The sequence below is a fragment of the Paraburkholderia sp. EG286B genome (genome assembly GCF_040965655.1).
Taxonomy (GTDB): Bacteria; Pseudomonadota; Gammaproteobacteria; order Burkholderiales; family Burkholderiaceae; genus Paraburkholderia.
The window spans coordinates 210814-235746 of the sequence record NZ_JBFRCF010000013.1; the positions used below are offsets into that span (position 1 = coordinate 210814).

At 65.5% G+C, this 24933-nt stretch carries 19 protein-coding genes and 1 pseudogene; 12 read left to right on the forward strand and 8 right to left on the reverse strand.

Annotation, left to right across the window (positions count from 1 at the left end; all coding sequences use genetic code 11):
* Positions 1-212: 212 nt before the first annotated feature.
* Positions 213-2135 (forward strand): enterotoxin, encoded by a 1923-nt coding sequence (locus tag AB4Y42_RS27225; protein ID WP_368695890.1) that lies wholly within the window; start codon positions 213-215, stop codon positions 2133-2135.
* Here the strand turns inward: AB4Y42_RS27225 and AB4Y42_RS27230 are convergent.
* A complete protein-coding gene (locus AB4Y42_RS27230; RefSeq protein WP_368695891.1) occupies positions 2132-3952 on the reverse strand; it encodes a beta-galactosidase in 1821 nt (606 codons plus the stop codon). The two genes, AB4Y42_RS27225 and AB4Y42_RS27230, sit on opposite strands and share 4 nt — an antisense overlap.
* Positions 3953-4117: 165 nt before the next feature.
* On the opposite strand from AB4Y42_RS27230, the gene AB4Y42_RS27235 reads away from it, so the two are divergent.
* Complete coding sequence (locus AB4Y42_RS27235; RefSeq protein WP_368687162.1) at positions 4118-4636, forward strand: hypothetical protein; 519 nt, start codon at positions 4118-4120, stop codon at positions 4634-4636.
* A 131-nt stretch (positions 4637-4767) separates the two neighbouring features.
* Positions 4768-5148, forward strand: coding sequence for an SHOCT domain-containing protein (locus AB4Y42_RS27240; protein ID WP_110383799.1), 381 nt, complete (start codon positions 4768-4770; stop codon positions 5146-5148).
* A gap of 83 nt (positions 5149-5231) precedes the next feature.
* Here AB4Y42_RS27240 and AB4Y42_RS27245 read toward each other — a convergent pair whose 3' ends face one another.
* Positions 5232-5561, reverse strand: coding sequence for an RcnB family protein (locus AB4Y42_RS27245; protein WP_368687161.1), 330 nt, complete (start codon positions 5559-5561; stop codon positions 5232-5234).
* A gap of 497 nt (positions 5562-6058) precedes the next feature.
* Between AB4Y42_RS27245 and AB4Y42_RS27250 the strand changes: the two genes are divergently transcribed.
* From AB4Y42_RS27250 to AB4Y42_RS27260, 3 genes are read left to right on the forward strand one after another with little or no spacing between them, the layout of a single operon-like run.
* Positions 6059-7177, forward strand: coding sequence for an efflux RND transporter periplasmic adaptor subunit (locus tag AB4Y42_RS27250; RefSeq protein ID WP_368695892.1), 1119 nt, complete (start codon positions 6059-6061; stop codon positions 7175-7177).
* A 12-nt stretch (positions 7178-7189) separates the two neighbouring features.
* Positions 7190-10378 carry a multidrug efflux RND transporter permease subunit gene (locus AB4Y42_RS27255; protein ID WP_368687159.1) on the forward strand — a complete coding sequence of 1063 codons (3189 nt, stop codon included), beginning with the start codon at positions 7190-7192 and terminating at the stop codon, positions 10376-10378.
* Positions 10371-11846 carry an efflux transporter outer membrane subunit gene (locus AB4Y42_RS27260; RefSeq protein WP_368687158.1) on the forward strand — a complete coding sequence of 492 codons (1476 nt, stop codon included), beginning with the start codon at positions 10371-10373 and terminating at the stop codon, positions 11844-11846. Before AB4Y42_RS27255 ends, AB4Y42_RS27260 begins: the two co-directional genes overlap by 8 nt.
* 9 nt (positions 11847-11855) lie before the next feature.
* Here AB4Y42_RS27260 and AB4Y42_RS27265 read toward each other — a convergent pair whose 3' ends face one another.
* The gene (locus AB4Y42_RS27265; RefSeq protein ID WP_368695893.1) at positions 11856-13355 is read right to left on the reverse strand and encodes a diguanylate cyclase; all 1500 of its coding nucleotides are present in this window, start codon (positions 13353-13355) and stop codon (positions 11856-11858) included.
* Complete coding sequence (locus tag AB4Y42_RS27270) at positions 13330-16080, reverse strand: putative bifunctional diguanylate cyclase/phosphodiesterase (RefSeq protein ID WP_368695894.1); 2751 nt, start codon at positions 16078-16080, stop codon at positions 13330-13332. Before AB4Y42_RS27270 ends, AB4Y42_RS27265 begins: the two co-directional genes overlap by 26 nt.
* Before the next feature lie 374 nt (positions 16081-16454).
* On the opposite strand from AB4Y42_RS27270, the gene AB4Y42_RS27275 reads away from it, so the two are divergent.
* On the forward strand, positions 16455-18176 hold the full coding sequence (locus AB4Y42_RS27275) for a dihydroxyacetone kinase family protein (protein WP_368695895.1): 1722 nt from the start codon (positions 16455-16457) through the stop codon (positions 18174-18176).
* Between the two features lie 26 nt (positions 18177-18202).
* Here the strand turns inward: AB4Y42_RS27275 and AB4Y42_RS27280 are convergent, their stop codons facing one another.
* Both AB4Y42_RS27280 and AB4Y42_RS27285 read right to left on the reverse strand, forming a co-directional pair.
* The gene (locus AB4Y42_RS27280; RefSeq protein WP_368695896.1) at positions 18203-18391 is read right to left on the reverse strand and encodes a hypothetical protein; all 189 of its coding nucleotides are present in this window, start codon (positions 18389-18391) and stop codon (positions 18203-18205) included.
* A gap of 138 nt (positions 18392-18529) precedes the next feature.
* A complete protein-coding gene (locus AB4Y42_RS27285; RefSeq protein WP_368687472.1) occupies positions 18530-19285 on the reverse strand; it encodes an SDR family NAD(P)-dependent oxidoreductase in 756 nt (251 codons plus the stop codon).
* Positions 19286-19450: 165 nt separating this feature from the next.
* Between AB4Y42_RS27285 and AB4Y42_RS27290 the strand changes: the two genes are divergently transcribed.
* From AB4Y42_RS27290 to AB4Y42_RS27300, 3 genes are all read left to right on the forward strand, one after another.
* A complete protein-coding gene (locus tag AB4Y42_RS27290) occupies positions 19451-20332 on the forward strand; it encodes a LysR family transcriptional regulator (RefSeq protein ID WP_368695897.1) in 882 nt (293 codons plus the stop codon).
* Between the two features lie 224 nt (positions 20333-20556).
* On the forward strand, positions 20557-21672 hold the full coding sequence (locus AB4Y42_RS27295; protein WP_368695898.1) for an alkene reductase: 1116 nt from the start codon (positions 20557-20559) through the stop codon (positions 21670-21672).
* 41 nt (positions 21673-21713) lie between these two features.
* Positions 21714-22703: a zinc-dependent alcohol dehydrogenase family protein gene (locus AB4Y42_RS27300; protein ID WP_368687151.1), complete on the forward strand. Its 990-nt coding sequence runs from the start codon at positions 21714-21716 to the stop codon at positions 22701-22703.
* A 37-nt stretch (positions 22704-22740) separates the two neighbouring features.
* On the opposite strand, the pseudogene AB4Y42_RS27305 reads toward AB4Y42_RS27300, so the two are convergent.
* A pseudogene (locus tag AB4Y42_RS27305) lies at positions 22741-23058 on the reverse strand (metallophosphoesterase); the annotation flags it as partial.
* A gap of 104 nt (positions 23059-23162) precedes the next feature.
* Between AB4Y42_RS27305 and AB4Y42_RS27310 the strand changes: the two are divergent.
* The gene (locus tag AB4Y42_RS27310) at positions 23163-23747 is read left to right on the forward strand and encodes a TetR/AcrR family transcriptional regulator (protein ID WP_368695899.1); all 585 of its coding nucleotides are present in this window, start codon (positions 23163-23165) and stop codon (positions 23745-23747) included.
* A gap of 97 nt (positions 23748-23844) precedes the next feature.
* Positions 23845-24585, forward strand: a complete 741-nt coding sequence (locus AB4Y42_RS27315; RefSeq protein ID WP_368695900.1) for an SDR family NAD(P)-dependent oxidoreductase — start codon at positions 23845-23847, stop codon at positions 24583-24585.
* Positions 24586-24605: 20 nt separating this feature from the next.
* Here AB4Y42_RS27315 and AB4Y42_RS27320 read toward each other — a convergent pair whose 3' ends face one another.
* On the reverse strand, positions 24606-24920 hold the full coding sequence (locus AB4Y42_RS27320) for a high-potential iron-sulfur protein (RefSeq protein ID WP_368695901.1): 315 nt from the start codon (positions 24918-24920) through the stop codon (positions 24606-24608).
* Positions 24921-24933 lie beyond the last annotated feature (13 nt).

A 24933-nucleotide genomic window follows, 5' to 3' on the forward strand; every position in this document is an offset into this window, starting at 1 on the left:
GTCAATCGTGTAACCGCTGGTAAAGCCGCGCGAAAAATGGCGGCCTTAAGGTTCCCATAAGGGAAGCGCGCGGCCCTGAATGGCCATTCGCGTGGGCAAGCCGCTTTAGGGTCATTACACGTTGGTGTCGTTGCCATTACCCTATAGAGGCTGCCCGCGCCCGAGACAGGTTGCCTATGCGTACCGACGATCGAACTTCTACGCAAGCCTGCATGCCCGAATTCCGGAAACAGGGCGACGTCTGCTCGTTCGGGAACCATGCCGTTGCCTTGCGCTGGGCGCTCGCGGATGAACACCTCACGCGGTTTTCACTTGTCGATTGCGCCGGGGCGGGTGCGTTGCCCATCGCCGCGCCGTTCGCGCTAACTTTCGCGGATGGCACCACACTCGGCCCGGCCGGCATACAGGTGGTCGCGCCGGTACGGGAAGAGGCGCTCGCGGCCAACCCGCACGCATCGCGCCTGGCCGAACGCGTCGCGGGCCGGCGCGTGAGCATCACGCTGGGCGACGCCCAGAGACGCCTCGCGATTCAATGGAGCGTAGAGCAGCGCGACGGCGCGCGATATCTGCGCATGACGCTGAACGTGACGGCCTTGCGCCAGGACGAAGCCATTGCCGTCGTTTCCCTGCTGCAGGCGCGCGCGGTCGGCGCGCAGACCGGCAGCGAGCGCAAGGGCACGCCGGTCGTTGCTGGCAACTTCTATCTGGGCTTCGAGTTGCCGCTTGCAACCAGCCACGTGGACGCGGATAGCGTCAGCTTTACGCTGCAACGCACGCTGCCGCTGCAAAAGAACCGGACGCTGACTTATTCCGCCGTGGCCGGCGTGGCTCGCGACGGTCAGTTGCGGCGCGATTTCGCCACCTGCCTCGAGCAGGAGCGCGCCCGCCCATATCGTCCGTTTCTGCACTACAACAGCTGGTGGGATATCGGCTATCTCACGCCTTATACGCAGGACCAGGCGCTGGAGCGCATCGAAACGATCGGCCGCGAATTGCATACTGCGCGTGGCGTGCAGATCGATTCGTTTCTTTTCGACGATGGCTGGGACGACCTTGGCGGCGGCTGGCATTTCAGCCAGGCGTTTCCGCATGGCTTCGTGCCGCTGCGCGAGGCGGCGGCACGCTATGGCGGCGCGCCCGGCGTCTGGTTGTCGCCCTGGGGCGGCTATTGCGGCCCAAAGGACGAACGCGTCACGCACGGCCGCGCCGCGGGCTATGAAGTCATCGACAATGGTTTTGCGTTATCGGGGCCGCGCTATTACGAGCGCTTTCACGCAGTCGTGATGAGCCTGCTCGCGAGGGACGGCGTGAACCAGTTCAAGTTCGATGGGACGGGCAACGCGGACCGTGTATTTCCAGGCAGCCTTTTCGATAGCGACTGGGACGCGGCGATCCAGCTCATCGGCGACATTCGCGCGGCGAAACCGGCAACCTTCATCAATCTCTCGACCGGCACGCAGCCCTCGCCGTTCTGGCTGCGCTACGTCGACGCGATCTGGCGCGGCGGCAGCGACGACGGTCAGGCGGGCAGCGGCCCGAGCCGCGAGCGCTGGATCACGTATCGCGACGCGCAGACGTACCGCAACGTCGTGCTGCGCAGCCCGCTCTTTCCGCTCAACTCCCTGATGCTGCACGGCATTGTCGCTGCACAGTGCAATCCACGCCTGAATGTGCCGGCAGGCGATGCATTCGCGCACGAGGTGCGGTCCTTCTTCGCGAGCGGTACGCAATTGCAGGAGCTGTACATCACGCCATCGCTGCTGGGCGAAGACGACTGGAACGTGCTCGCCCAGGCGGCCCGATGGGCGCGCGCGAACGGCGACGTCTTACGCGACAGCCACTGGATCGGCGGCGCGCCCGACGAAGCGGCCATCTACGGCTGGGCCGCGTGGGCGCAGCACAAGGCCATCGTGACGCTGCGCAATCCGCACGATCAGGCGCAGCGCTTTGCCCTGGCGCTGCGCCATCAACTGGAATTACCGGCCGGGGCGGCAGGACGATTCCATGCGCGGAGTCTCTGGCAGGCAGGCAAGACCGGCATTCCCGCAATACTCGACGCGGACGTGCCGTGCGAAATCCAGCTCGCGCCTTTCGAAGTGCTCACGCTGGAGTTGCTGCCGGCCGGTGGTGGCTAATACAACGAATTCATCAGTTGCACGGGTTTCGTTTCGGTCTGATGCAGGTCGAAGATCAGCACCTCGTTCTCGCCCTGCGTGAGCCACGGCGCGGGGCAATACAAGCGCTGTTGCGGGCCGATACGCCAGTAGCGCCCGAGATTGTGCCCATTGACCCAGACCACGCCCTTGGTCCATTGGCTCATATCGAGCCAGGTGTCGCCGATTTCATCCAGAACCAGGCGTGCCTTGAAAAAGAGCCCGGGTTTCAGCGGACTCGTGCAGCGTGCCTCCAACCCGGCGATGTACGCCTCATCCATCGGTAGCAAAAAGACTTCCCATTCCGCGATTGAGGAAACGGACCCGTCGGCGTATTGCATCTTCACGGGCGCGAGCAGTCCTTTGCGGTCGACGATCGCAGGCCCGAAATTGACGCGCCCCATGGCCTCTACCAGAATTTCCAGCGGGCCGGCCACGTTGGCGGGCAATGCGAGCGGCGCGCGATGTGTCACGTGTAACCGCTGAGCATAGCCGTGCGGAATGCGCGCGCGCGAGACGCCGCCCGCGTAGTGCTCGCCGACAAAAACTGCCGCATAGTCGTGAACGTCGCTGATATCCAGCGCACCGACCGGTTGCGCCCGCAACTGTTTGCGATACAACATGAGGCCGGACGTCTGACCGTAGTGCTCGAACGGCTGCGGACCGACGCTCGATTCGCGCGGCAAAGGCGCGGGCAGGTTGTCCCAGATCGAGGCATAGAGGGTGGGCGTCAGGGTGTGGCCCGCGACCGTGGGTATGGCGTCCGGAATCTCCGGCAACGGCTCGGCCAGATAACGGGCGATGATGTCGCGATACTTCAGGTATTTCGCGGTGGCGGCCCCTTGCTCGTTAATTGGCGCGCCATAGTCGTAGCTCGTGATATCGGGTTGATAATTACCCGACTCGTCCACATTCGCGCCGGCATAAAAGCCAAAGCTGGTGCCGCCGTGAATGACATAGAGGTTGAACGACAATTGCGACTGCATGAATGCCGTCAAGATGGCGGAAAGGTCGTAATGTAGTCCCGCGAATTCCGGCTCGCCCCAATGCGTCAGCCAGCCCGGATAGACCTCGCCCGCCATCGCGGGCACGGCAGGAAACGCGCGCCGTACCGTGGCGATTTGCGCCGCGTTGCCGTTGCTCAATGCGATGGCGCCACCCGTCACCGTCGTGCGATTGCGCTCGAGTTGCGCGAGACCGTCCTCGGTGTAGAAGGGCCCCGCTATGCCGCCCCGCAGCCAAAGCTGCCTCAATTCTTCGAGGTAAGCGGGATTGCTTGCGTACGAGCCGAATTCATTCTCTATCTGGATCATCAGGATCGGGCCGCCGGCATCGATCATCAACGGCTTGATGCGGGGAGCCAGTTCGCCGATATAGCGTGCAACCGCGGCCATGTAACGGGCATCGGTGGCGGAGTCGGTGCGCAGCTGAATGTCCGGTTCGCCCAGCAGGTAAGCGGGGAGGCCGCCCAGGTCCCACTCGGCGCAAACGTAGGGGCCCGGGCGCAACAGCACCCACAACGCTTCTTGCTGGCACAGGCGGATGAAGGCTTCGATATCGCGGTTGCCGCTTGCGAAGTCGAACACGCCCGGGCGTGGCTCGTGGTAGTTCCACATGATGTACAACGCGATGCAGTTCATGCCCATCGCCTTGGCCATGCGAATGCGATGCAGCCAGTACTCGCGTGGTATGCGCGCGGGATGCATCTCGCCGCTGCGAATCTGCAAGGGCTTGCCGTCGAGCAGGAAGTGCTCGCCGTCGGGGCTGAACGAGGAGGTGTGGCGGCGTTCGAGGTTCATGGTGCTCGCGGTGCAATCGCGCCCTTGTATTTGCACACTCACGCACTATACTTCCACGGCTGATCGTAGAACGCTTAATTTCGCTTAAGCCTATAATTCGGCAAGAATACGCGCAAGTCAGATATGCCGAGCTATGTAACCGTATTGACGCAGTTACATTCGAATATGAAAAAGCGTGCTATTTTTCCGATTGCCAGTTCAACGCTTCTCGTCGCGGCGGGAATTTTCTGCATCGTCTTGTCGCTCTCGACAAGGTCCCTGATTGGAACGCTTTTCATCGCAAGGATGCTGTTGTTCTGCGGCTTCGTGCATGCCTTGAATCTCTTCACGACGAAAGACTGGAAACTCGCTATCAGGCGCTTTCCGCCAGTCATCGTGCCGATACTCATCGGCATTCTCATTCTGGTCAATGACAGCGCACGGGCGCGTGGGCTTACCGTGATGCTGATGATCTTCTTCGTACTCGACGGCTTCTTCAAGATCATTGCGTCGGTCGGGCAGGATGTGAAGATCAACAATATCGGCATTGTCAGCGCGGCGTTGTCTTTCCTGCTCGCCATTTTTCTGGCCGCCAATTTCCCGAGCGTGCCGTTACCCTTGCTCGGATTGTTCCTCGGGCTGGATCTCATTTCCATGGCCGTGGTGCCGTTTGGCGGCCGGGAGCGCAGGCGCGAGCTGATCTGATTTGACGAAAGCGCAGTCGGCGGCCGCGTCGCGGCCGTGCATCACGTTTCGCGCGCACACGGTGTCGCCATCGATGCCCGTGTCAGTGTGCGGTTGCCGTTTTACACACGCAAAACCGACGGAGGCGATTCATGATCTTCGCAAATGGCTTTACGTTTTCGAACTTTATTATCGATGCGTTTTCGATATTCATGTTCATTCTGTGGTTCTGGCTGTTCATCACGATCACGAGCGACCTGTTCCGTCGAACCGATATCTCGGGCTTCCTGAAGATCGTCTGGGTGATTTTTCTGATTGTTTTGCCCTATATCGGCATATTTGCCTATGTCCTCACGCAGGGCAGAGACATGGCGCATCGCAACCAGGAACGGGCGCAGAAGGCGCGCGAAGAACTGCGCCACATAGTGGGCTACAGCGTCGCGGACGAAATCGAAAAGCTCGACAAGCTGAAAACGACAGGCTCGATTACCGACGACGAGTACAAGCGCCTGCGCGCGCGGCTCGTCGAGTGAGAAGGGCGGCAGGCATGGCGACCGTCCATGCCTGAATCATGCAGCACGCGGGCTACGGCAAAGTAGCCCGTCGCGTCATCCGGTCATTCAGTACCCGAAACGATCTTCGAGATCCTCCAGTTGCTTCTCGTCACCAGCACGTAGTCGCCGTTCACGCCAAGCCATTGCTGGCCGCGCTTCGGTGCGTCCAGGTTATGCGACTTCCAGTCCTTCATCTGATAGTTGTAGTGCCGATATTTCGAGGGAACCTGTTGGCCCTCGTGCCAGTCGCGATGCGGCATGGTTGGCATGACCTGCTGGCGACCTGTCCCCTGGCTTTGATCTGCACCCGATGCTGCGTCTTGCGCCATTGCGGAAGAGGCAACACCGACGAGGAGCGCAGCGATGACTGAGAGGACGAGTTGGCTTTTCATGATTCGATCTCCTGAGGCAAGAAGATGATTGACGTCGCCATGACCAATGGCTTCTTCGGTTATAGAACATCCCGAAAGCCGTGATATCGAACTGTGCGAACGTGCCCTTAAAAGCATATGGGCAAAGGCTGGAAAACGAACGAAACTAGCGGTGTGAATAAGGGTGTGAAGCGTCTATCCATAGTAGTAAACGGAATTCCGACTTCAAGTAATTTACGAGTGGTTGATTTTGCGGCGCTTTTGCGTAATTCCTGTGAATGCATGAAAGCGCTGCTTGTTAGATAACGATCCCAACGTTATGCGCTTTTCGCGCGCTTCTGCTCTTGCGAATTGCGCACATCGCGGGCCGTAAATCGCAGTTTGAGTGAACATCGCAATGATCCGGTCGAGTACTGCGCAATGAGCCGTTCGGGGCGCGCGCGTACCGTCTCTATTTTTCGGTGGAGCCTCGCGTGCCAAACTGCGAACCCAGACGCTGTAGACCGTGGCTGATCGGCATGGCGGCCATGTTGCTGCTGGCGGGCAACGGATGCCGCGACCGGCAAGCTCAGAGCGGCGCGGCGCCACCGCCGCCGAGCGTGCTGGTCGTAACGGTTGCGGCGCAATCGATTCCCCGCGAGATCGAACTGCCGGGGCGGATCGAAGCGATCCGCTCGGCGGAGGTGCGCGCCCGCGTGGACGGGATCGTCGAGCGGCGGCTCTTCGAGGAGGGCACCGACGTGCGCGCCGGCGCGCCGCTCTTTCTGATCGATTCGCGCGACTACGAGGCCGCATTGCAGCAGGCCCAGGCGGCGCTCAACCGGGCCCGCGCCGTGCAGGGCAATGCGGCCTCGGAGGTGGCGCGCTTCAAGCCGCTGGTGGCGCGTCAGGTCGTGAGCGCCCAGGAGTTCGAGGCCGCGACGGCCGCACTGCAGCAGGCCGACGCGAACGTTGCGGACGCACGCGCCGCGGTGACGCTCGCGCAGCTTCGCCTCGATCGGTGTACCGTGCGCGCGCCGATAGCGGGCCGTGTGGGGCGCGCGCTCGTCACCGAAGGCGCGCTGGTCAGTGCGGCCGGCGCGACCTTGCTCACGCAGGTCAACCAGCTCACGCCGGTGAACGCCGTTTTTACCCAGTCGAATATTTCGTTGCTGGAAGTACGCAAACAGATCGCCTCGGGCACGCTCGCGGCGCCGGCCGCGGACCGCGCACAGGTCTGGCTCACGCTCGCGAACGGCGACGACTATGGCGAGCCGGGCGTGCTCGACTTCACCGACCTCGTCGTCGATCCTTCCACCGGAACGCAGGTGCTGCGCGCGCGCTTCAACAATGCATCGCGCATCTTGTTGCCGGGGCAGTTCGTGCGCGGGCGCGTCGTGATCGGCACGATACCGAACGGGCTGGTCGTCCCCGCGCGCGCCGTGCAGTTCGACAACAACGGGGCGAACCTCTCGCTCGTTGCCGAAGACGGCACCGTCGTGCGCCGCAATGTCGTGCTCGGCCCGCAGGAAGCGGGGCAATGGGTCGTGAAGGACGGGCTGGAGCCGGGTGAGCGCGTCATCGTCGACGGCTGGCAAAGGGTGCAGCCGGGGCAGCGCGTGGACGCCCATCCCTTCGCCGCGCCGGCCCACTCCTGAGCGGCGCGCCTCATGAACCGATTCTTCGTCTACCGGCCGGTCTTCGCGTGGGTCGTTGCGCTGTTCGTCACGCTCTTCGGCGCCCTCGCGCTCATGCTGCTGCCGGTCGAGCAGTACCCCGACGTCGCGCCGCCCTCGCTCACGATATCGGCGGTCTTCAGCGGCGCCGACGCGAACACGCTGGACCGCACGGTCACGTCGATCATCGAAGACGAGATGAACGGCGTCGACAATTTCCTCTACATGTCGTCGCAGAGCCGCTCGAACGGCACGGCGCAGATCACCGTCACGCTCAGGCCCGGCACGAATCTCGACGTGGCGCTCTCACAGGTTCAGGACCGCCTGAGCCGCGTGGAGCCGCGGCTGCCGCTGGAGGTGAGGCAGGTGGGCGTGAGCGTCACGAAAGCGTCGTCGGGCTTTCTGATGCTCGTTGCGCTGCAGTCCGCCGATGGATCGATCCCGGCCGTCGAGCTGGGCAACTTTGCCGCCAACAACATCGTCAACGAATTGCGCCGTATTCCCGGCGTCGGCGACGCGCAGCTGTTCGGTTCGTCGTATGCCATGCGGATCTGGATCGATCCGGAAAAACTGAGCAGCTTCGGTATTTCGGCCAACGAAGTGATGACGGCCATCCAGGAGCAGAACAGCCAGACTGCGGGCGGCAGCCTTGGCGACCAGCCGATTGCGCCGGGCGCCGAACTCAATGCGCAGATCGTCATGCGCGGCCGCTTTTCGACGCCCGAGCAGTTCCGCGAGGTGATCGTGCGCTCGAACCCGGATGGCTCGACGGTGCGTGTGGGCGACGTCGCACGCGTGGAGCTGGGTAACGACAGCTATGGCTTTCGCTTTCGCGTGAACGGCAGGGAGTCCGCCGGGATCGCCATCCAGCTCGCGAGCGGCGCGAATGCGCTGGCCGTGGCGCGCGCGGTGCGCCAGCGTCTCACGCAATTGCAGCCGACCTTCCCGAAGGGCGTGGCATGGGTCGTGCCGTTCGATACGACGCCGTTCATCACGACCTCGCTGAGCGGCGTGCTGCGCACCATGGTCGAGGCGCTGCTGCTCGTGACGGTCATCGTGTTCCTGTTCCTGCAGAAATGGCGCGCGACGCTCATTCCCACGCTGGTCGTGCCGATCGCGCTGGTCGGCACGTGCGTCGGCATTTTTTTGTTCGGACTCTCCATCAATCTGCTTTCGCTGTTCGCCATGGTCGTGGCGATCGGCATCCTCAACGACGACGCGATCGTGGTGGTGGAAAGCGTCGAGCGCGTAATCCAGCAAGAGGGACTCGGTTCGCGGCGGGCGACCGTCAAGGCCGTCGGGCAGATTGCGGGCGCCGCCATTGCGAGCACACTCGTGCTCATTGCGGTGTTCGTCCCGATGGCGTTCTTTCCGGGTTCGACGGGCGCGATCTATCGCCAGTTCTCGGTCACGCTCACCGTCTCGATCTTTCTCTCGACCCTGCTCGCGCTGACGCTGGGCGTGGCCATGTCGGCAACGCTGCTGGGCAGCAGGACGACGACCGGCGACGGCACCGGCAAGCCCGCCGCCACGCACTGGCCGGCCCGCATGCAGCGGCGCGTGTTCGATGGATTCAACCGCGGCATGGAAACCGCCACCGAGCGCTATGTGCTGGCCGTGCAGGCGATGCTGCGCAAGCCGGTGCGCTGGCTCCTCGTATTCGTCGTGGTGTGCGCGACGACCGGGTTCCTCTTCACCCAGTTGCCGCGCGGCTTCATTCCGGGCGAGGACCAGGGGCACATTTTCGTCGCGTATACGGCGGCGCCCGGCGCGACGGCGCAGCGCACGCAACAGGTCGTCGATCAGGTCGAGGCCTTTCTCAGGCAGCAGCCGCAGGTGCGCAATATCGCCTCCGTCACGGGATTCAGCTTCTTCGGCCAGGGCCAGTCGGCGGCAATGTCGTTCGTCGACCTGAAGCCGTGGGCGGAGCGGCCGGGCGCGGCCAATTCGGCGGGGGCGCTGGTGGCGCGCGCGAACGCGGCGTTCCGCAATATTCCGCAAGCGCTCGTCTTCGCGCTCGATCCGCCGGCCATTCCCGCGCTCGGCAATGCGAGCGGTTTCACGATGAAGATACTCGACCGCAGCGGCGTGGGCGGCGCGGCGCTGCAGCAGGCGAGCGCGCGCATGCTGGCGGAGGCTGCGCGCAGTCCCTTGCTGGTGGGCGTGCGTCCCGACGGTTTGCCGCCCGCGCCGCAACTCTATGTCGACATCGACCGCGTGAAGGCACGCGCGCTGGGGCTGCAGATCGGTCAGGTGAACAGCGCGCTCGCGCTCGCATTCGGCTCGAACTACGTGAACGATTTCGTCTACGAGGGGAACGTGTTGCGCGTGCTCATGCAAGCCGACGCCGACCAGCGCATGCGGCCCGAGGATATCGGCGCGCTGCGGCTGCGCAACAACGTGGGCGAGATGGTGCCGTTCTCGGCGTTCACGAGCGTGCACTGGAGCTCGGGGCCGCAGCAGGTCGAACGCTACAACGGCTTTCCCTCGGCCACGATCTCGGGACAGGCCGCGCCGGGCCGTTCGAGCGGCGCGGCGCTCGCGGAGATGGAGCGCATTGCGGACCACGTTCTTACCGGCAGCCTGACCTACGAATGGACCGGCACGGCGTTCGAGGAACAGCAGGCGGCCGGGCAGATCGGTGCGCTGCTGCTGCTCTCGCTCGTCGTGGTGTTCCTGCTGCTCGCCGCGCTCTACGAGAGCTGGGCGATCCCCATTGCGGTCCTGCTCATCATTCCGCTGGGCGTGCTGGGCGCGGTGCTCTTCACCATGGCGCGGCGTTTTTCCGCGGACATCTACTTCAATATCGGCCTCGTGACCATCATCGGCCTCGCGGCAAAAAACGCCATTCTGATCGTGGAATTCGCGATCAAGGAGGAGGCCGCGGGCAGCGATACGGTGAGCGCGGCCGTGAACGGCGCGCGTCAGCGCCTGCGGCCGATCCTGATGACGAGCGTGACCTTCGTGCTCGGCATGCTGCCGCTCGTGCTCGCCACGGGCGCGGGCGCGGCGGGCCGGCAGGCGGTGGGTACGGGCATCATGGGCAGCATGCTCACGGCCACGCTGTTCGGCATTTTCTTTACGCCCGTGTTCTACGTGGTGGCGCGCCGATGGTTGAGCCGCAAACGCATGCGCGACGATGACGAAGAAGACGCGCGGCCCGCGGGAGCGCACGATGCTTAAGACTGCCAGGTGGACGGCGATCACGGCATGCCTGACGCTCGCGTCGTGCAACTTCGCGCCGCGCTACCAGCAGCCGGAGTTGCCGATTGCGCAAAGCTACGAGAGTGCGGATATTGCCGCACCGGGCGGCGAGCGGCTCGCTTCGGAGCTCAGTTGGGAGACTTTCTTTCGCGACCCGGCGCTCAAGCAGTTGATTGCCATGGCGCTGGCGCATAACCGCGATCTGGCGGCATCGGTTGCGCGCATCGAGCAGGCTCAGGCGCTTTACCGCGTGCAGCGCTCCGCGCAGTTTCCGCAAGTGGCCGCGGGCGCCGACGCTACCCGCACCAAAACGCCGCTCAACTCCATCGAGCCCGAACTGCCCAACAACAACACGTCGATTCACTTCAACCAGTACAGCGTGCAGGTGGCCGTCACGTCGTTCGAACTCGACTTCTGGGGGCGCGTGGCCAACCTGAGCGAGTCGGCGCGGCGCAATTATCTGGCGACGATGGAGGCCAACGAAGCCTTTCGTCTCTCGCTCATCAGCAATGTGGCGGCGACCTACTACGCCATCCTCTCGGGCAACGAGGGCATCGACCTCGCGCAGCACACGCTGGAAACGCGCCAGTATGCGCTGGAGGTCGCGCGGCTGCGCCTCGAAGCGGGCGCGACCTCGCTCGTGGACTACGAGCAGGCGCGCATTCTCGTCACGCAGGCGCAGACGCAGCTTGCCGAGCTGCAAAGAACGACGGGCCAGCAGCGCGATCAGTTGGCTGTCCTGATCGGCGGACCGCTGCCGGATGCCGCGGAGATGACGCAGCGCCACGCGCTGGCCGACGCGGACCAGTTCGGCACGCTCGACGCGGGCCTGCCTTCTTCGCTGCTCGCGCTGCGCCCCGACATTCGCGCGGCCGAGCAGTCGCTGCGTGCCGCCGACGCCGATATCGGCGCCGCGCGCGCCGACTATTTCCCGCGTGTTTCGCTCACGGGCAATTTTGGCTATGTGTCTCCCGAGTTGAGCGACCTGTTCGTGCCCGGCAAGCAGGCATGGCTCATCTCCGGGTTCGTCACGCTGCCGATCTTCGACGCGGGGCGCCGCAGCGCGCAAGTGCGCCTCTCTGAGGCGCGCCAGACCGAACTCGTGGCGAACTACCAGAAGGCCGTTCAGGTGGCGTTCCGCGAAGTCTCCGACGCGCTGATCGCGCGCCAGCGCCTGCAGGAGCAAATCGCGGCACAGGAGCGCGCGGTGGCCTCCGAGTCGCGCCTCGCCGAGGCCGCGGAACTGCGCTACGAGAACGGTATTTCCATCTACCTGGAAGTGGTCGATGCGAAGCGCAGCCTGTTCGCGGCGCAACAGCAACTGATCCAGCTACGCGCGGCGGCGCTGCAAAACGGCGCGTCGTTGTATGTGGCGCTGGGAGGCGGGCAGGATGCGCCTCGGGCCGAGCACGCAGGCGCCGCTTCTACCAGCGTCGCCACCCCGTAGCCGAGCGGGTCAGGCGCAGCACATGGCGACGCGGTTGCGGCCGCGCGCTTTCGCGTCGTACAGCGCCTGATCGGCCGCCTTGATGACCTGCGTGACATCGACATCCTGGTCCGGCGACCAGCTTGCGGAGCCAATGCTTGCCGTGACCCGCCCGTACTCGCTGCCCGCATGCTCGATGGCGAGTTCGCTGATCGCATGGCGGATCTTCTCGGCGATCGCGCAGGCGCCTTCGAGCAGCGTATCGGGCAGCACGACGATGAACTCTTCGCCGCCGTAGCGGGCGGCGGTGTCCGCGGGCCGGCGGATGTTTTCGCCGATGCAGCGCGCCACGGCGGCGAGCGCGTCGTCGCCGGCCTGATGGCCGTACTGGTCGTTATAGGCCTTGAAGCGGTCGATATCGACGAACAGCAGCGAGAACACGCTGCGCGCGCGCCTGGCGCGCCGCCACTCCTGTTCGAGGATTTCGCCGAGCGTGCGGCGATTGTTCAGGCCCGTGAGACTGTCGGTGCGCGCGAGCAGCTGCAGTTCCGACTCGGCGCGCATCCTGCGCCGCAACTGCGTGGCGAGCACGAACGAGAGGCCGACGAAGCCGATCGCGAAGGTGCCCATGAGCGTGCCGATGGTCAGCGCGCGCCGCCGCCACGCGGCGTAGATATCGGGTTCGGCTTCCGCCACCATGATGATCAGCGGCTGGCGCGGAAAATTGCGGAAAAAATACATCCGGCGCACGCCGTCGATCGACGACGTGTCCGAGAAACTGCCTTCCTTCGCAGCGAGAAAGTGGCGGAAGGTACTCGCGTTGCGGATGTTGCGCCCCACCACGGCCGGATCGTAGGGCTGGCGCATGATCATGGTGCCGTCCTGCGCGATCAGCGAAATCGCCCCGTGGCGGCCCAGTGAGAGCCCAGCGAACAACTGGTGAAAATACTCGAGGTTAATGGCGATCATGACGATGCCGGCGAACGACCCGTCGGGATGCGAAAGCCTGCGGCTCAGCGCAATGCTGGGCGAGCCGTTGCGCAGGCGCGAATGGTAGGGCGCACTGATGTAGAGGCCGGCATGGGGATTGTCGCGCTGCGCCGTAAAGTAGTCGCGGTCGGCGAAATTGGCGTTGAGCGGCGCGCCCGTGGCCGAATTCATGACGACGTTGCCCGCTTCGTCGAGCACGAGGATCGAACCCAGATATTGCGCGGTAATGGCGTGGTCGAACAGCAGCTGGCTGCGCAGAGGCGCGGGCAGCGCCATGACGTCGGGCCGGCCGATGCCGTCGACCACGGCTTGCAGCGAGAGCTCGTAAAGCTCGAGGTTGCGCTCGATATCGCGTTCGGCAATCAGTGCGACGTTGCGCGAGTTCTCCCTGGCGCGCTCCAGGGCGTCGTGGCGGCTCTCGTAGAGCACCGTCGCGCAGAGCGACGCCATGATGAAGGCGACCGCCAGGCTGCCATAGAAAATGGTGCGCGGCCCCGTGAGCCATCTGAGCAGGTTACCGTTGCTGAATGCTGGCCGCATGGCTCGCTTCCAGGTAAGACTGCGCGCTCGCTGCATCCACAGGACGTGAGAACCAGTAGCCCTGCGCTTCGTTGCAGCCGTTCTCGATCAGGAATTCCAGTTGCCGCAGCGTTTCCACGCCCTCGGCCACCACGCGCATGCCGAGCGTATGACCGAGTGCGAGCACGGCCTTCACGATGACCTCGTCCGCGCGCGAGTGGCCAATGCCCCTCACGAACGACATGTCGAGCTTGAGGCGATCGGGCATGAAGCTGCGAATGTACCCGAGGCTCGAATAGCCCGAGCCGAAGTCGTCGATGGCGACCGAGAGCCCCATCTCGCGCAGGGCGCGCAGCGTGGCGAGCGAACGGGGCGCCATGAGCACGCCTTCGGTGATTTCCAGCTCGATATTGCGCGGGCTCACGCCGGTGCGCGCGAGCGTTTCCGCCATCATGGCGGGCAAATCCGCGCGCACGAACTGGACCGGCGAAACGTTGACCGAAACGACGATGTCCGGGTGCTGACGCGCCCACTCGCGGGCCTGGCGGCAGGCCTCCTCGAACACGAACTCGCCGATCTGCACGATCAGGCCGTTTTCCTCGGCGAGCGGCACGAACAGCGCCGGGCTCACCTGGCCGCGCTCCGCGTCGTGCCAGCGAACGAGCGCCTCGAAACCCATCGTCTCGCCCGTCCTCGGGTCGACTCTCGGCTGCCACGCCACGGCAAACGCGCGCGCCGCCACGGCGAGGCGCAACGCCTGCGCGAGGCTCGCGCGCTCGAGGTTCTGCATGGCGATGGCCATGTCGAATACCTGCATGCTGCCCGGTCCCACCGACTTGGCGCGGTACATGGCCGAGTCGGCGTACTTGAGGAGTGAATCGGGGTCGCTCGAATGATCGGGGAACACGGCGAGGCCGACACAGGCGAGCGGCACGATGACCTTGTTGCCGATCAGCAGGCCATGTGTCAAGGATTCCTGCATGCGTGCCGCGGCGGCGACGAAGTGATCGACGCCGCCCCGGCCGTACAGCACGGCGACGAACTCGTCGCCCGCATAGCGCGACACCATTTCGCCCCGGGCGATATTGGCGGACAGGCGGCGCGCCACTTCGCACAGCACCTCGTCGCCCGCGGTATGGCCGAGCGAGTCGTTGACCTCCTTGAAGTTGTCGAGGTCGATGAACACCAGCGCGAACTTCTGCTGCGCGTCGAGCGCCGTCCTGACCAGTTCGCGCAAGCGCGCCTTGAGGCCGAGCCGGTTCGGCAGGTGCGTGAGCGAGTCCTCGTTGGCCTGCAGGCGCAACTGCTCCTGATAGCGGATGCGCTCGGAAACGTCGTTGAACACCGTTACGCAGTGCGTGGGGCGATTGCGCTCGTCGAGCACCGGCGCGACATGCAGCTCGATCCAGTAGGGCGAGCCATCGGGCCGGCAGCATTTGAGCAGGCCCTCGCCTTCGCGCTCCGATTGCATGGCACTGCGAACCATATGGGCATCGGCGGACGCTTTATCGCAATCGAGCATGTCCCAATGCCCGGCGCCATTCGCCGTCGCCACGGCGCGGCCGGTGATGCGCTCGAACGCCGCGTTGGCGTACGTGATGATGCTTTCGCCGTCGACCTTTTGCGAAATGATCACGGCGTTTCTCGAAGCCTCCAGCGCCCGGCTTCGAATGCGCAAGTGCTCTCTCGCCTGTTCGTGCGCCGTGACGTCGTGCGCGGTGATGAAGCACGCGTCCTGGCCCGCATAGTCGAGCAGATGCCAGGCGATATCGACGTGGATCACTTCTCCGTCGATGCGCACATGCCGGCGCACGCCGCCTGCGCCGCTTTGCGCGCCGGAATTGACGTAGCCGTGCAGGTCGCGGCGGAACGCGCCGGTTTCGGCCTGCGGGCGCAGCCGCTCGATCGACATGCCCTTGAGCTGCTGCAGGCTCGCGCCGTATTGGTGCTGGGCCGCGGCGTTGGCGGTGAGGATCGCATAGGAGCGCACATCGAAGATGAGCATCGCAACCGGATGCTGCTCGAAGTACTCGCGAAAGCGCCGCTCGGCCTCGAACGCGACGATCTTCGCCGCGCTGCGGGAAAGCGCTGCGCGGTGGCTCGTAAACAGCGTGAAGAGCAGTAGCAGCGCGCCGGCTGTCGCCGTGCCGATCAGCGAGATCTTTTGCCGCGCGAGCTGCGCCTGCGCGCCGAACTGCACGACCTTGATCTGCTCGCGCTGCTCGGAGCGCAGCTCGGTGAGCAGCGACATGATGGAGCTGAGCGTTTCGTTCGCGCGCTGCATCAGGGCGGGCTCGAGCCTCGCGCCCGCGTCGGCGAGCGCGATATTGCGGGCGGCCGCGTCGAGCTGCTCGGGCCAGACGGCGCTCAGCTGCCGCAACTCGCGGATCGCGCGCTCGTTGCGCGGCGCGCCGGCAAAGTCGTGCTCGAGCCGGTCGTAAATACCGGCCACGACGGCGGCCCGCTTGATCGGCCACGCGCGCGACGTGTAGCCAGCGGTGCCGACGCCTTTGAGGAAGTCGGTATTCGCAGCAATATGCAGCGTGAGCAGGGCTTCGAGTTCCGTCGTGATGCTCAGTTCCTGGCGAAGCCGCGAGTCGGCCGTGCCGCGCGAAAGGTTCGCGCTCAGTATCGCGCCGATTGCCACGCAGACGATCAGCGCCACGGCTAGCGCTACGGCGACGCCCTTGCCGGGCGCGCGGGACGGGGCCTGTGGAGGGGTTCCGGATAGTTCAGCTACGTTCATCGCCACGCAACGCGATTCGGCACATCGCCACTCGCGCCGCGTTGCTGGGCCGGAGTGGGCAGGTTACTGGTGAAGGCACCGGGGGGCAGAGAGGCCATGGTGTTCCGGGCGTGCAGACGGCGAAGGCACGGCAAGTCCGTGATCGGTCGCTACTGTCTGAATAACGGGTAGTTGGCGTGCCGCTTTGATGGGTGTTTTTACCTAGACGCCTGGATGCCTGGATGCCGGCGCTACGCGTGGGACAGACATCCGGAATACATCCGACGCCCGTGCTTCAATACGCTCATGGCATGAAGGATCGCGCGCGGTCCGCCGTTTTAACTCTCGCTTCTGCCCCTCGTTTTTGCCCCCGGTTACTCGTTCAAGGGACTCCCATGAAGAAACTCGTCAACGATCCTTCGTCCGTCGTGCGCGAAATGCTCGAGGGCATTGCGCGCACTGCGCCGCATGTCGCCGTGCTCGGCAACGAAAACGTGCTCGTTCGCAACCCGCTGCCCAGCCCGGCCGAGCGCCCCGTCGCCGTGATTTCGGGGGGCGGCAGCGGCCACGAGCCCGCGCATGGCGGTTATGTCGGACAGGGCATGCTCACCGCCGCCGTGTGCGGCGAGGTGTTCACGTCGCCCTCCACCGACGCCGTGCTGGCCGCGATTCGCGCGAGCGCGGGACCGAACGGCGCGCTGCTCATCGTGAAGAACTACACGGGGGACCGGCTCAATTTCGGTCTCGCGGCCGAACTGGCGCGAGCCGAGGGCATGCCGGTCGAAATCGTCATCGTGGCCGACGACGTGTCGTTGCGCGGGCATACGGAGCGCAATCAGCGGCGCGGCATTGCGGGGACGGTGCTCGTGCACAAGATCGCGGGCGCGGCGGCGGCGCGCGGCGACGCGCTAGGCCTCGTGGCCGCGATTGCGCGCGGCGTGGCCGAAAATCTGGGCACGATGGGCGTGGCGCTCGACGGCTGCACGCTGCCCGGCGCGGAGCAAGCCGGCTTTCGCCTCGCCGACGACGAGATCGAACTCGGCATGGGCATCCACGGCGAGAAGGGCGTGGAGCGCACGGTGCCGATGGCGGCGGGCGAATTGACGGAAACGCTGCTCGCCAATATCGTCGAAGACCTGGCGTTGAAAAGCGGCGAGCGCGTGGCGCTGCTCGTGAACGGACTGGGCGCGACGCCCGCGATGGAACTGGCGATCATCATGCGCGATGCATTCGAGGGCCTGAATCGCCGTCATGTGACGGTCGAGCGGGCGTGGACCGGCACGTTTCTTTCGGCGCTCAACATGCCGGGCTGTTCGATCTCCGTGCTGCGGCTCGACGATGCGAAACTGGCGCTGCTCGACGCGGCCACCGAAGCGCGCGCGTGGCCCGGCGTCGGCACGGTCAACCGGCGAATCCGCATCGAGCCGGCGTTTTCAGCGGCCGATGTGCGCGCCGAGGCGGGCGCGACGCCTGCGGACGCGGCGAGCGTTGCATGGGCGCGGCGTCTGAAGCCGGCGCTCGATGCCGTTGCGCACGCATTGATCGAGAACGAAGCGCTGTTCACGGACCTCGATTCCCGAGCCGGCGACGGCGATCTGGGCGCGAGCATGCAGCGCGCCGCGCAGGCCATGCTCGCCGTGCCGCAAGGCGCGCTCGGCTCGCCGGGCAGCGCGCTCGCCGCACTCGGCGCGGCATTGCGCCGCGCGATAGCGGGCAGTTCCGGGCCGTTCTACGCAACGGCGCTGCTGCGCGCCTCGCGCATGCTCGGCGAGCAAGCGCAGCTCGACGCGCGGGACTGGGCGGCCGCCATGCGCGGCGCGGCCGAGGCGATCAGCGAACTGGGCGGCGCGAAACCCGGCGACCGCACGATGCTCGATGCGCTCGTTCCCGCCGTCGCTGCGCTGGAAAGCGCCTTGAAGTCGGTGCGCCCCGTGAGCGAGGCGTGGGCGCAGGCGGTGAGCGCCGCGGAGTCCGGTGCGAAAAGCACGGCGCAAATGACGCCGCGCGCGGGCCGGGCAAGCTATCTCGGCGCGCGCGCAATCGGGACGCCCGATGGCGGGGCGGTGGTGGTGGCATGCTGGCTCAAGGCGCTGCAGCCGCATATCGGCGCGGCGTGAGGCGCGGGGGCGGCGCAACGCGCGGCTCAGAGCACTTCGAAAATGCTGTAGACCGGGCCGCCCGGAAAGCGGTGGCCCGTGCCGACACGGCGCAACGCGCCCCCGGTCTGGCCGACGATCTCGATCGGCTTGACGTCGAGCCGCATCACGAAGAGCGGACGTGTTTGCACCGCCTGGAGCGCGGGCGGGCGTTCATCGAAACGAGGCGTGGACATGGTGGTCACCTTGGGGCCGTTCACGTTGATGGCGGGCTGGCGGACGTCGTCGGATAACGCGGGTTCAGCGGCGAGAAAACGGCGGGCCGCATCCGTGTATGCGAGCGGCCTCCGGCCCGGGCGGCGGCGCAACGAGCATTACGCTGCCGTGCGCCCGCCGTTGACGCGCAGGATTTCGCCCGTCATGAAGCTGGCCGCGCCGGAGCCGACGAAGCGGATCGCGTCGGCGATCTCCTCGGGGCTGCCGGCGCGCTTGAGCGGCACGTTCGCGAGCGAGGTCGCCTTGCGCTGCGGGTCGGGCATGAAGCGGTCGAGCATGGCGGTCTGCACGGGGCCGGGCGCCACGGCGTTCACGCGCACGCCGAACGACGCCGCTTCGAGCGCGGCCGACTTCGTGAGGCCTTCCACGGCATGCTTGCTCGCCACGTACAGCGCGGCGTTGGGTGCGCCGCGCGCGCCCATGGTCGACGAAACGTTGACGATGCTGCCGCTGCCTTGCGCCGTCATGGCGCGCAGTTCGTGCTTCATCGCGAGCAGCGTGCCGAGCACGTTCGCGTCGAACACGGCCGCGTAGTTCTCCGGCGTTTGTTCGGTGACGGGGCCGGACTCGCCTTCGACGCCGGCCGAGTTGACGGCGATATCGATGCGGCCGAAACGTTCGATCGTGCGCTCGATCAGCGCGCGCACGTCGTCTTCCTTGCTCACGTCGGCGTGGATGTATTCGGCTTGCGCGCCGAGTTCGCGGAGTTCGTCGGCCAGGGCGCGGCCGGGCTCGTCGCGGCGGCCGGAAACGACCACCCGCGCCTTGTCGCGAGCGTAAGCGAGAGCGGTGGCGCGGCCGATGCCGGTCAACGCGCCGGTAACCAGAACGACAGGTTGGGTGTCCGTGTTCATGTTCATGGTATGGCTCCGTGAAGGTTGTGCGAGTCGACTCGGTTGCGGCCTGCGCTTCTTCCTCGACAAGCGTAGTGCCGAACTCTAGAGCGCGCTTGCGCGGCGGAAAAAGACTTTGTAGGCTTGCCGGCATACCTGCGAGGCATGGCGAGACTGGAGCGCGCGATGGAACTGCGGCATCTGCGGTATTTCGTGGCCGTGGCCGAAACCGGCAGCCTGACCGTCGCCGCGCAGCAGCGGCTGTTCACGTCGCAACCGTCGCTGAGCCGCCAGATCCGCGATCTCGAGGACCAGGTGGGTGTGGATCTGTTCATTCGCAGCGCGCGGGGCGTGGAACTGACCACTGCCGGCAAGGCGTTTCTCGACCACGCGCGGCTCGCGCTCACGCAGGTGGACGCCGCCGCCGAGGCCGCGCGCCGCGCGGCGCTGCCCGAGCGCAAGGTGTTCGCGCTGGGCTTCCTCACGGGCGAGGAAATGACCTGGCTGCCGCGCGCGATGAGCGTGCTGCGCGACGAGCTGCCCAATATCGACGTGACCGTATCGAGTTACTACTCGCCGGACGTGGCCGATGCACTCGCGCGCGGCAAGCTCGATCTCGGCTTCCTGCGCGCCGAGCCCGGCTACGATCTCGAATACCGCGTGGTGAACCGCGAGCGGCTCATCGTGCTGATGCCTGCCGATCATCCGCTCGCGGTGAAGGCAGCCATTTCCCCGCAAGACATTGCCGGCGAGCCGTTCGTCATGGCGTCCAACAAGGCGCGCGTGCTGCACGAGGTGATCGTGGGTTATCTGCAGGCGCAAGGCGTGAAGGTGGCCACCGAGCACGGCGTGGACAACCTCGCGATGGCCATGTCGCTCGTGGCTTCCACGCGCGGCGTCGCGCTCATGCCGGAGTATGCGAACAACCTGCTGCCGGGGTCGGTCGTGAGCCGGCCGCTGGAGGGCGAGGCGCCCACGGTCGACCTCGTGGTCGGGTACAACCGCGTCAATGCGTCGCCGACTTTGCAGCTCTTTCTTTCGCGGCTCGACGCGCTCGGACTGCCCTGATCCAGAGACCGGCGGCGTGCGCGCCTGAGGGTCATGCCCGCGAGGCATGGCCCCCTTCCCAGAAGGTCTTTTTACTTTGCGTCGCCGCCCGCTAGATTGTCCAGCAGACGGCGTCGCGACGAAGCGTGGCTCCCGAAGGGCAGTGTGGGACTGCGTATCCCCATGCCTGGGGCCGATATCGACAGTTTGCGTGCCGACGACTTTACGACTCTCGAGGAAAGACCATGGCACACCTGTTCACCCCTACCACGCTCGGCGCTTACTCCCTTTCGCATCGCGTCGTTCTGGCGCCCATGACCCGCCTGCGCACGATCCAGCCCGGCGACATTCCGAGCCCGATGATGGCCGACTTCTACGGCCAGCGCGCCTCCGCCGGCGGCCTCGAGATCGTGGAGGGCGTCAGCATTTCCGTGACGGCCCGCTCGTATCTCGGCGCGGCCAGCTTTTATCACGACGGCCAGACCGCGGGCTGGAAAGCGATCGCCGATGCGGTTCACGCCAAGGGCGGCCGCGTCTTCATGCAACTGATCCACGGCGGCCGTCAAAGCCATATCGACATGACGGGTGGCGTTACGCCTGTCGCGCCCTCGGTCGTGCCGTTCGAAGGCGTCGCGTTGACGAAAGACGGTTTTGTGCCGGTCTCGCCCCACCGTGCGCTCGGCATTGGTGAAATTCCCGGCATCGTCGAGGCATTCCGCGTCGCGGCGCAACGCGCGCTCGACGCCGGATTCGATGGCGTCGAGCTGCATGGCGCGAACGGCTATCTCGTCGACCAGTTCATCCAGGACGGCACCAACCAGCGGACCGACGCTTACGGCGGCCCGATCGAAAATCGCGTACGCTTCCTGCGCGAGGTGGTCGAAGCGCTGATTGCGGTGTGGGGCGCCGATCGCGTCGGCGTACGCATCTCGCCGTCGGGCGAATGGGGCGGCATCTCCGACAGCAATCCGGAGGCGACGTTCAGCCATGTCGCCAAGGTGCTCGACGCTTACAGGATCGCATACCTGCATGTGATCGAGCCGCGCGTCAAAGGTGACGACACGCTTCACGAAGGGCACGCGCCAGTCGCAGCGAAATATCTTCGCGAGCACTTTAGCGGGCCGATCATCGCGGCTGGCGGCTTCGACGGCGAGAGCGCCGAAGCGATCGTGGCGTCGGGCGACGCGGATCTCGTGGCGTTCGGCAGGCATTTCTCGTCAAACCCGGACTTGCCGTATCGTCTGAAGCACAAGCTGCCGCTTACGCCCTATGTGCGCGCCGCATTCTGGGGCGGCGACGAAAAGCACTACTCGGACTTCCCGGTTCATCAGTCGAATTCACAGGCTGTAATGACCGCGTGATGCGCTCATTACGCCCTCATCAATCCAGGCAGGAGTCAGTCATGTCACGCACAGTCAGGTTTGCACAGGCAGGTGGCCCGGAAGTGCTGCAATTCGTGGACGAACCGGTACGCGCCCCCGGCGCCGGCGAAGTGCGCATCAACGTGAAAGCCATTGGTCTGAATCGCGCGGAATCGATGTGGCGCGCCGACCAGTACATCGAACCAGTACGCTTTCCGGCAGGACTCGGGTACGAAGCGGCCGGCGTGGTCGATGCCGTGGGCGAGGGGGTAGTCGGCATCGCACCGGGAGACAAGGTCAACGTGATCCCGTCGTTCTCGATGAATCAGTACTTCACGTATGGAGAAAGCATCGTCGTGCCGGACTATGCAGTCGTCAGGCATCCTGAATCGCTTTCGTTCGCCGAGGCCGCGTCGGTGTGGATGATGTTCGTCACCGCATACGGCGCGCTGATCGAAGATGCGAAGGTGGGCACCGGCGACTATGTCGTCGTGCCGGCCGCGTCGAGCAGTGTCGGCCTCGCCGCGATCCAGATCGCGAACTACGCCGGAGCGACTTCGATCGCGGTCACGCGTCACGCCGCCAAGAAACAGCCATTGCTCGACGCAGGCGCGGCGCACGTGGTCGTGACCGACGAGACGGATCTGCTGGACGAAATCATGCGCATCACCGGCGGCAAGGGGGCGCGTGTCGTGTTCGATCCGGTCGGCGGCCCGAACTTCGCGAAGCTGATCTCGGCGCTGTCTTTCCAGGGGATCGCGTATCTCTATGGCGCGCTCGACGAACGTGCCACGACGCTGCCGGTGCTGGAGATGATCGCGAAGGTCGTGAGCGTGAAGGCCCACAACATCTGGCTCACCAGCGGCGACGCACAGCGCCGCAAGGCCGCCGTGGAATACGTGCTAAAGGGACTCGAAAGCGGTGCGCTCAAGCCCGTTATCGACCGCACGTTCACGTTCGAGCAGATTGTGGATGCGCACCGCTACCTCGAAACCAATGGGCAGTTCGGCAAGATCGTGGTGACGGTATAGTCCGCCGATACGCGGCGCCCCGCATCGGCAAAAACGATCAGCAATACCCGGTGCGCAGCGCCGCTGCCCAGTCGGGCCGGCCATGGGCGGCGGCGCGTTCGGCGGCCGCGTGCCAGTCGTACTCCACGGCGCGAAACTCCACCTCCCAGCCGCGCGGGGTACGGGTGACGCTCGCGTAGCGCGCATGCGGCGTCCCCGTTTCCATGCGATGCGCGAACGGATGCGCGTCCTCGTACGCGGGCAGGCCGACACTGCCTGGGTTGACGATGAAGCGGCCGTCGGCGAGCTGCATCGAGCGAGCGAGATGCGTATGGCCGCACAGGATCAACGCCGCCTCGACTTCGGCCGCGCGGCGCGTGCCATCCGCGCCCGTGTCCACGGCCGATCGTTCGTACTTGCGTATTGCATGGATCGCACCGAGTTATTGACAGACCAGTCCACAAACTCTATTCTCGCGTCATGGTCAGACCTAGAGAATTCGATCGGGACGAGGCACTGGGGCGCGCGCTGCGCGTGTTCTGGGCGAAAGGCTATGCCTCGACGTCCACCGAGGACTTGCTCGCCGCGATGAATATCGGGCGGCAGAGCCTCTATAACGCGTTCGGCGACAAGCGCAAGCTTTACCTCGAAGCGCTGGAGCGCTATCAAGGCGAAAGCACGGCAGGGCATATCGCACGCCTGAATGGCAATGCGTCGCCGCTGGGCGGCATCGAGGCGCTCTTGCTGGGCCTCGTCGCCGACGACGAGGACGAGCGCGCGTTAGGCTGCATGGGCGTCGTGGCCATGAGTGAATTCGGCGCCGCCGACCCGGAACTCGTGGCGCTGCGCAACAAGGTCGCGCCGCGTCTTTCGAAGCGTCTCATGGAGCGTATTCGCGAAGGCCAGGCGGCCGGCGAAATCGACACCAGCCTCGACGCGCGCCAGGCCGCGGCCTTTGTGCTGATGACCATGCAGGGCATCCAGCTCGCGGCGCGCGGCGGCAGCGACGCGAAGAGCCTGCGCGCGCTGGCGCGCTTCGCCATCGACCGCTTCAGGGCGCGCTGATCTGAGCTGAACCGACAACCGTCGAACCGCGCAAGCCGTCTTTGCGCGGTTTACTTTTGCTGTGTTATGGACTGAGCTGTCAAAAAAGGAGAGGCAAATGGAAACGACCTTGGCACTCGAGGGAAAAACAGCGCTCGTATTCGGCGGTTCGCGGGGCATTGGCGCGGCGGCGGCCAGACGCCTGGCGCAAGAAGGCGCCGATGTCGCGCTGACCTATGTTTCAGCGCCGCAGCGAGCGGACGAAACCGTTGCCGCGATCGAAGCCGCGGGCCGCGCGGGCCTGGCCGTTCACGCCGATAGCGCCGATCCGGCCGCCATCCGGGGCGCCGTTGTGCAGACCGTGGAACGATTCGGAACACTGAACATCGCCGTAGTCAACGCGGGCATCCTCATGCTCGGCGACATCGCAACCGTGAGCGTCGAGGACCTCGACCGCATGCTCAGCATCAACGTGCGCGGCGTTTTTCTCTCCATTCAGGCCGCCGCCGCGCAACTGACCGCGGGTGGCCGCATCATCACGATCGGCAGCAACACGGCGGTGCGCAGCGGCCATCCGGGTTCGAGCGTGTACTCGATGACGAAGGCCGCCGTCGCCGTCATGGTGAAGGGGGCGGCCGTGGATCTCGCGAGCCGTGGCATCACGGTGAACAATATCCAGCCGGGGCCGACGGTCACCGACATGACCGCCGAACACATCGACGCGATCAAGCCGCTCATTCCACTCAAGCGCGCGGCGGACCCGGACGAGATTGCCGGGCTCGTTGCGTGGCTCGCGCGCAAGGAGTCCGGCTATATGACGGGGTCGAGCCTCACCATCGACGGCGGCATGGCGCTGTGATCGCGCGTGGTGGCGAGTGTTCAGGTCCGCTGGGCGTAGACGTTGCACCAGCCATCGGCGGTCACCGCCTTGCCGGGGAACATCGGGCACGCGCCTGAAGCGTCGGCGGCCGCGCCAGCATAGAAGCGGCAAGTCGCGCAGCGCTGACCCGCCGCGTACTTCGGAAACTTGCCTGCGTCGACGCTGCTGGCTTTGGCGCGATAGCCCAGCGACTTCGCGGTCGTGTCGTTCTCGTCGACGAGGGCGGGGCCGGCGAGCGCGCGCCCGGCCGTGGCGAGCGCGGCGCAAAGACCGGCGGTATGAAGGATGAAGGTTCTGCGATTGCGGGAGATCATGCGGGTTTCCTGG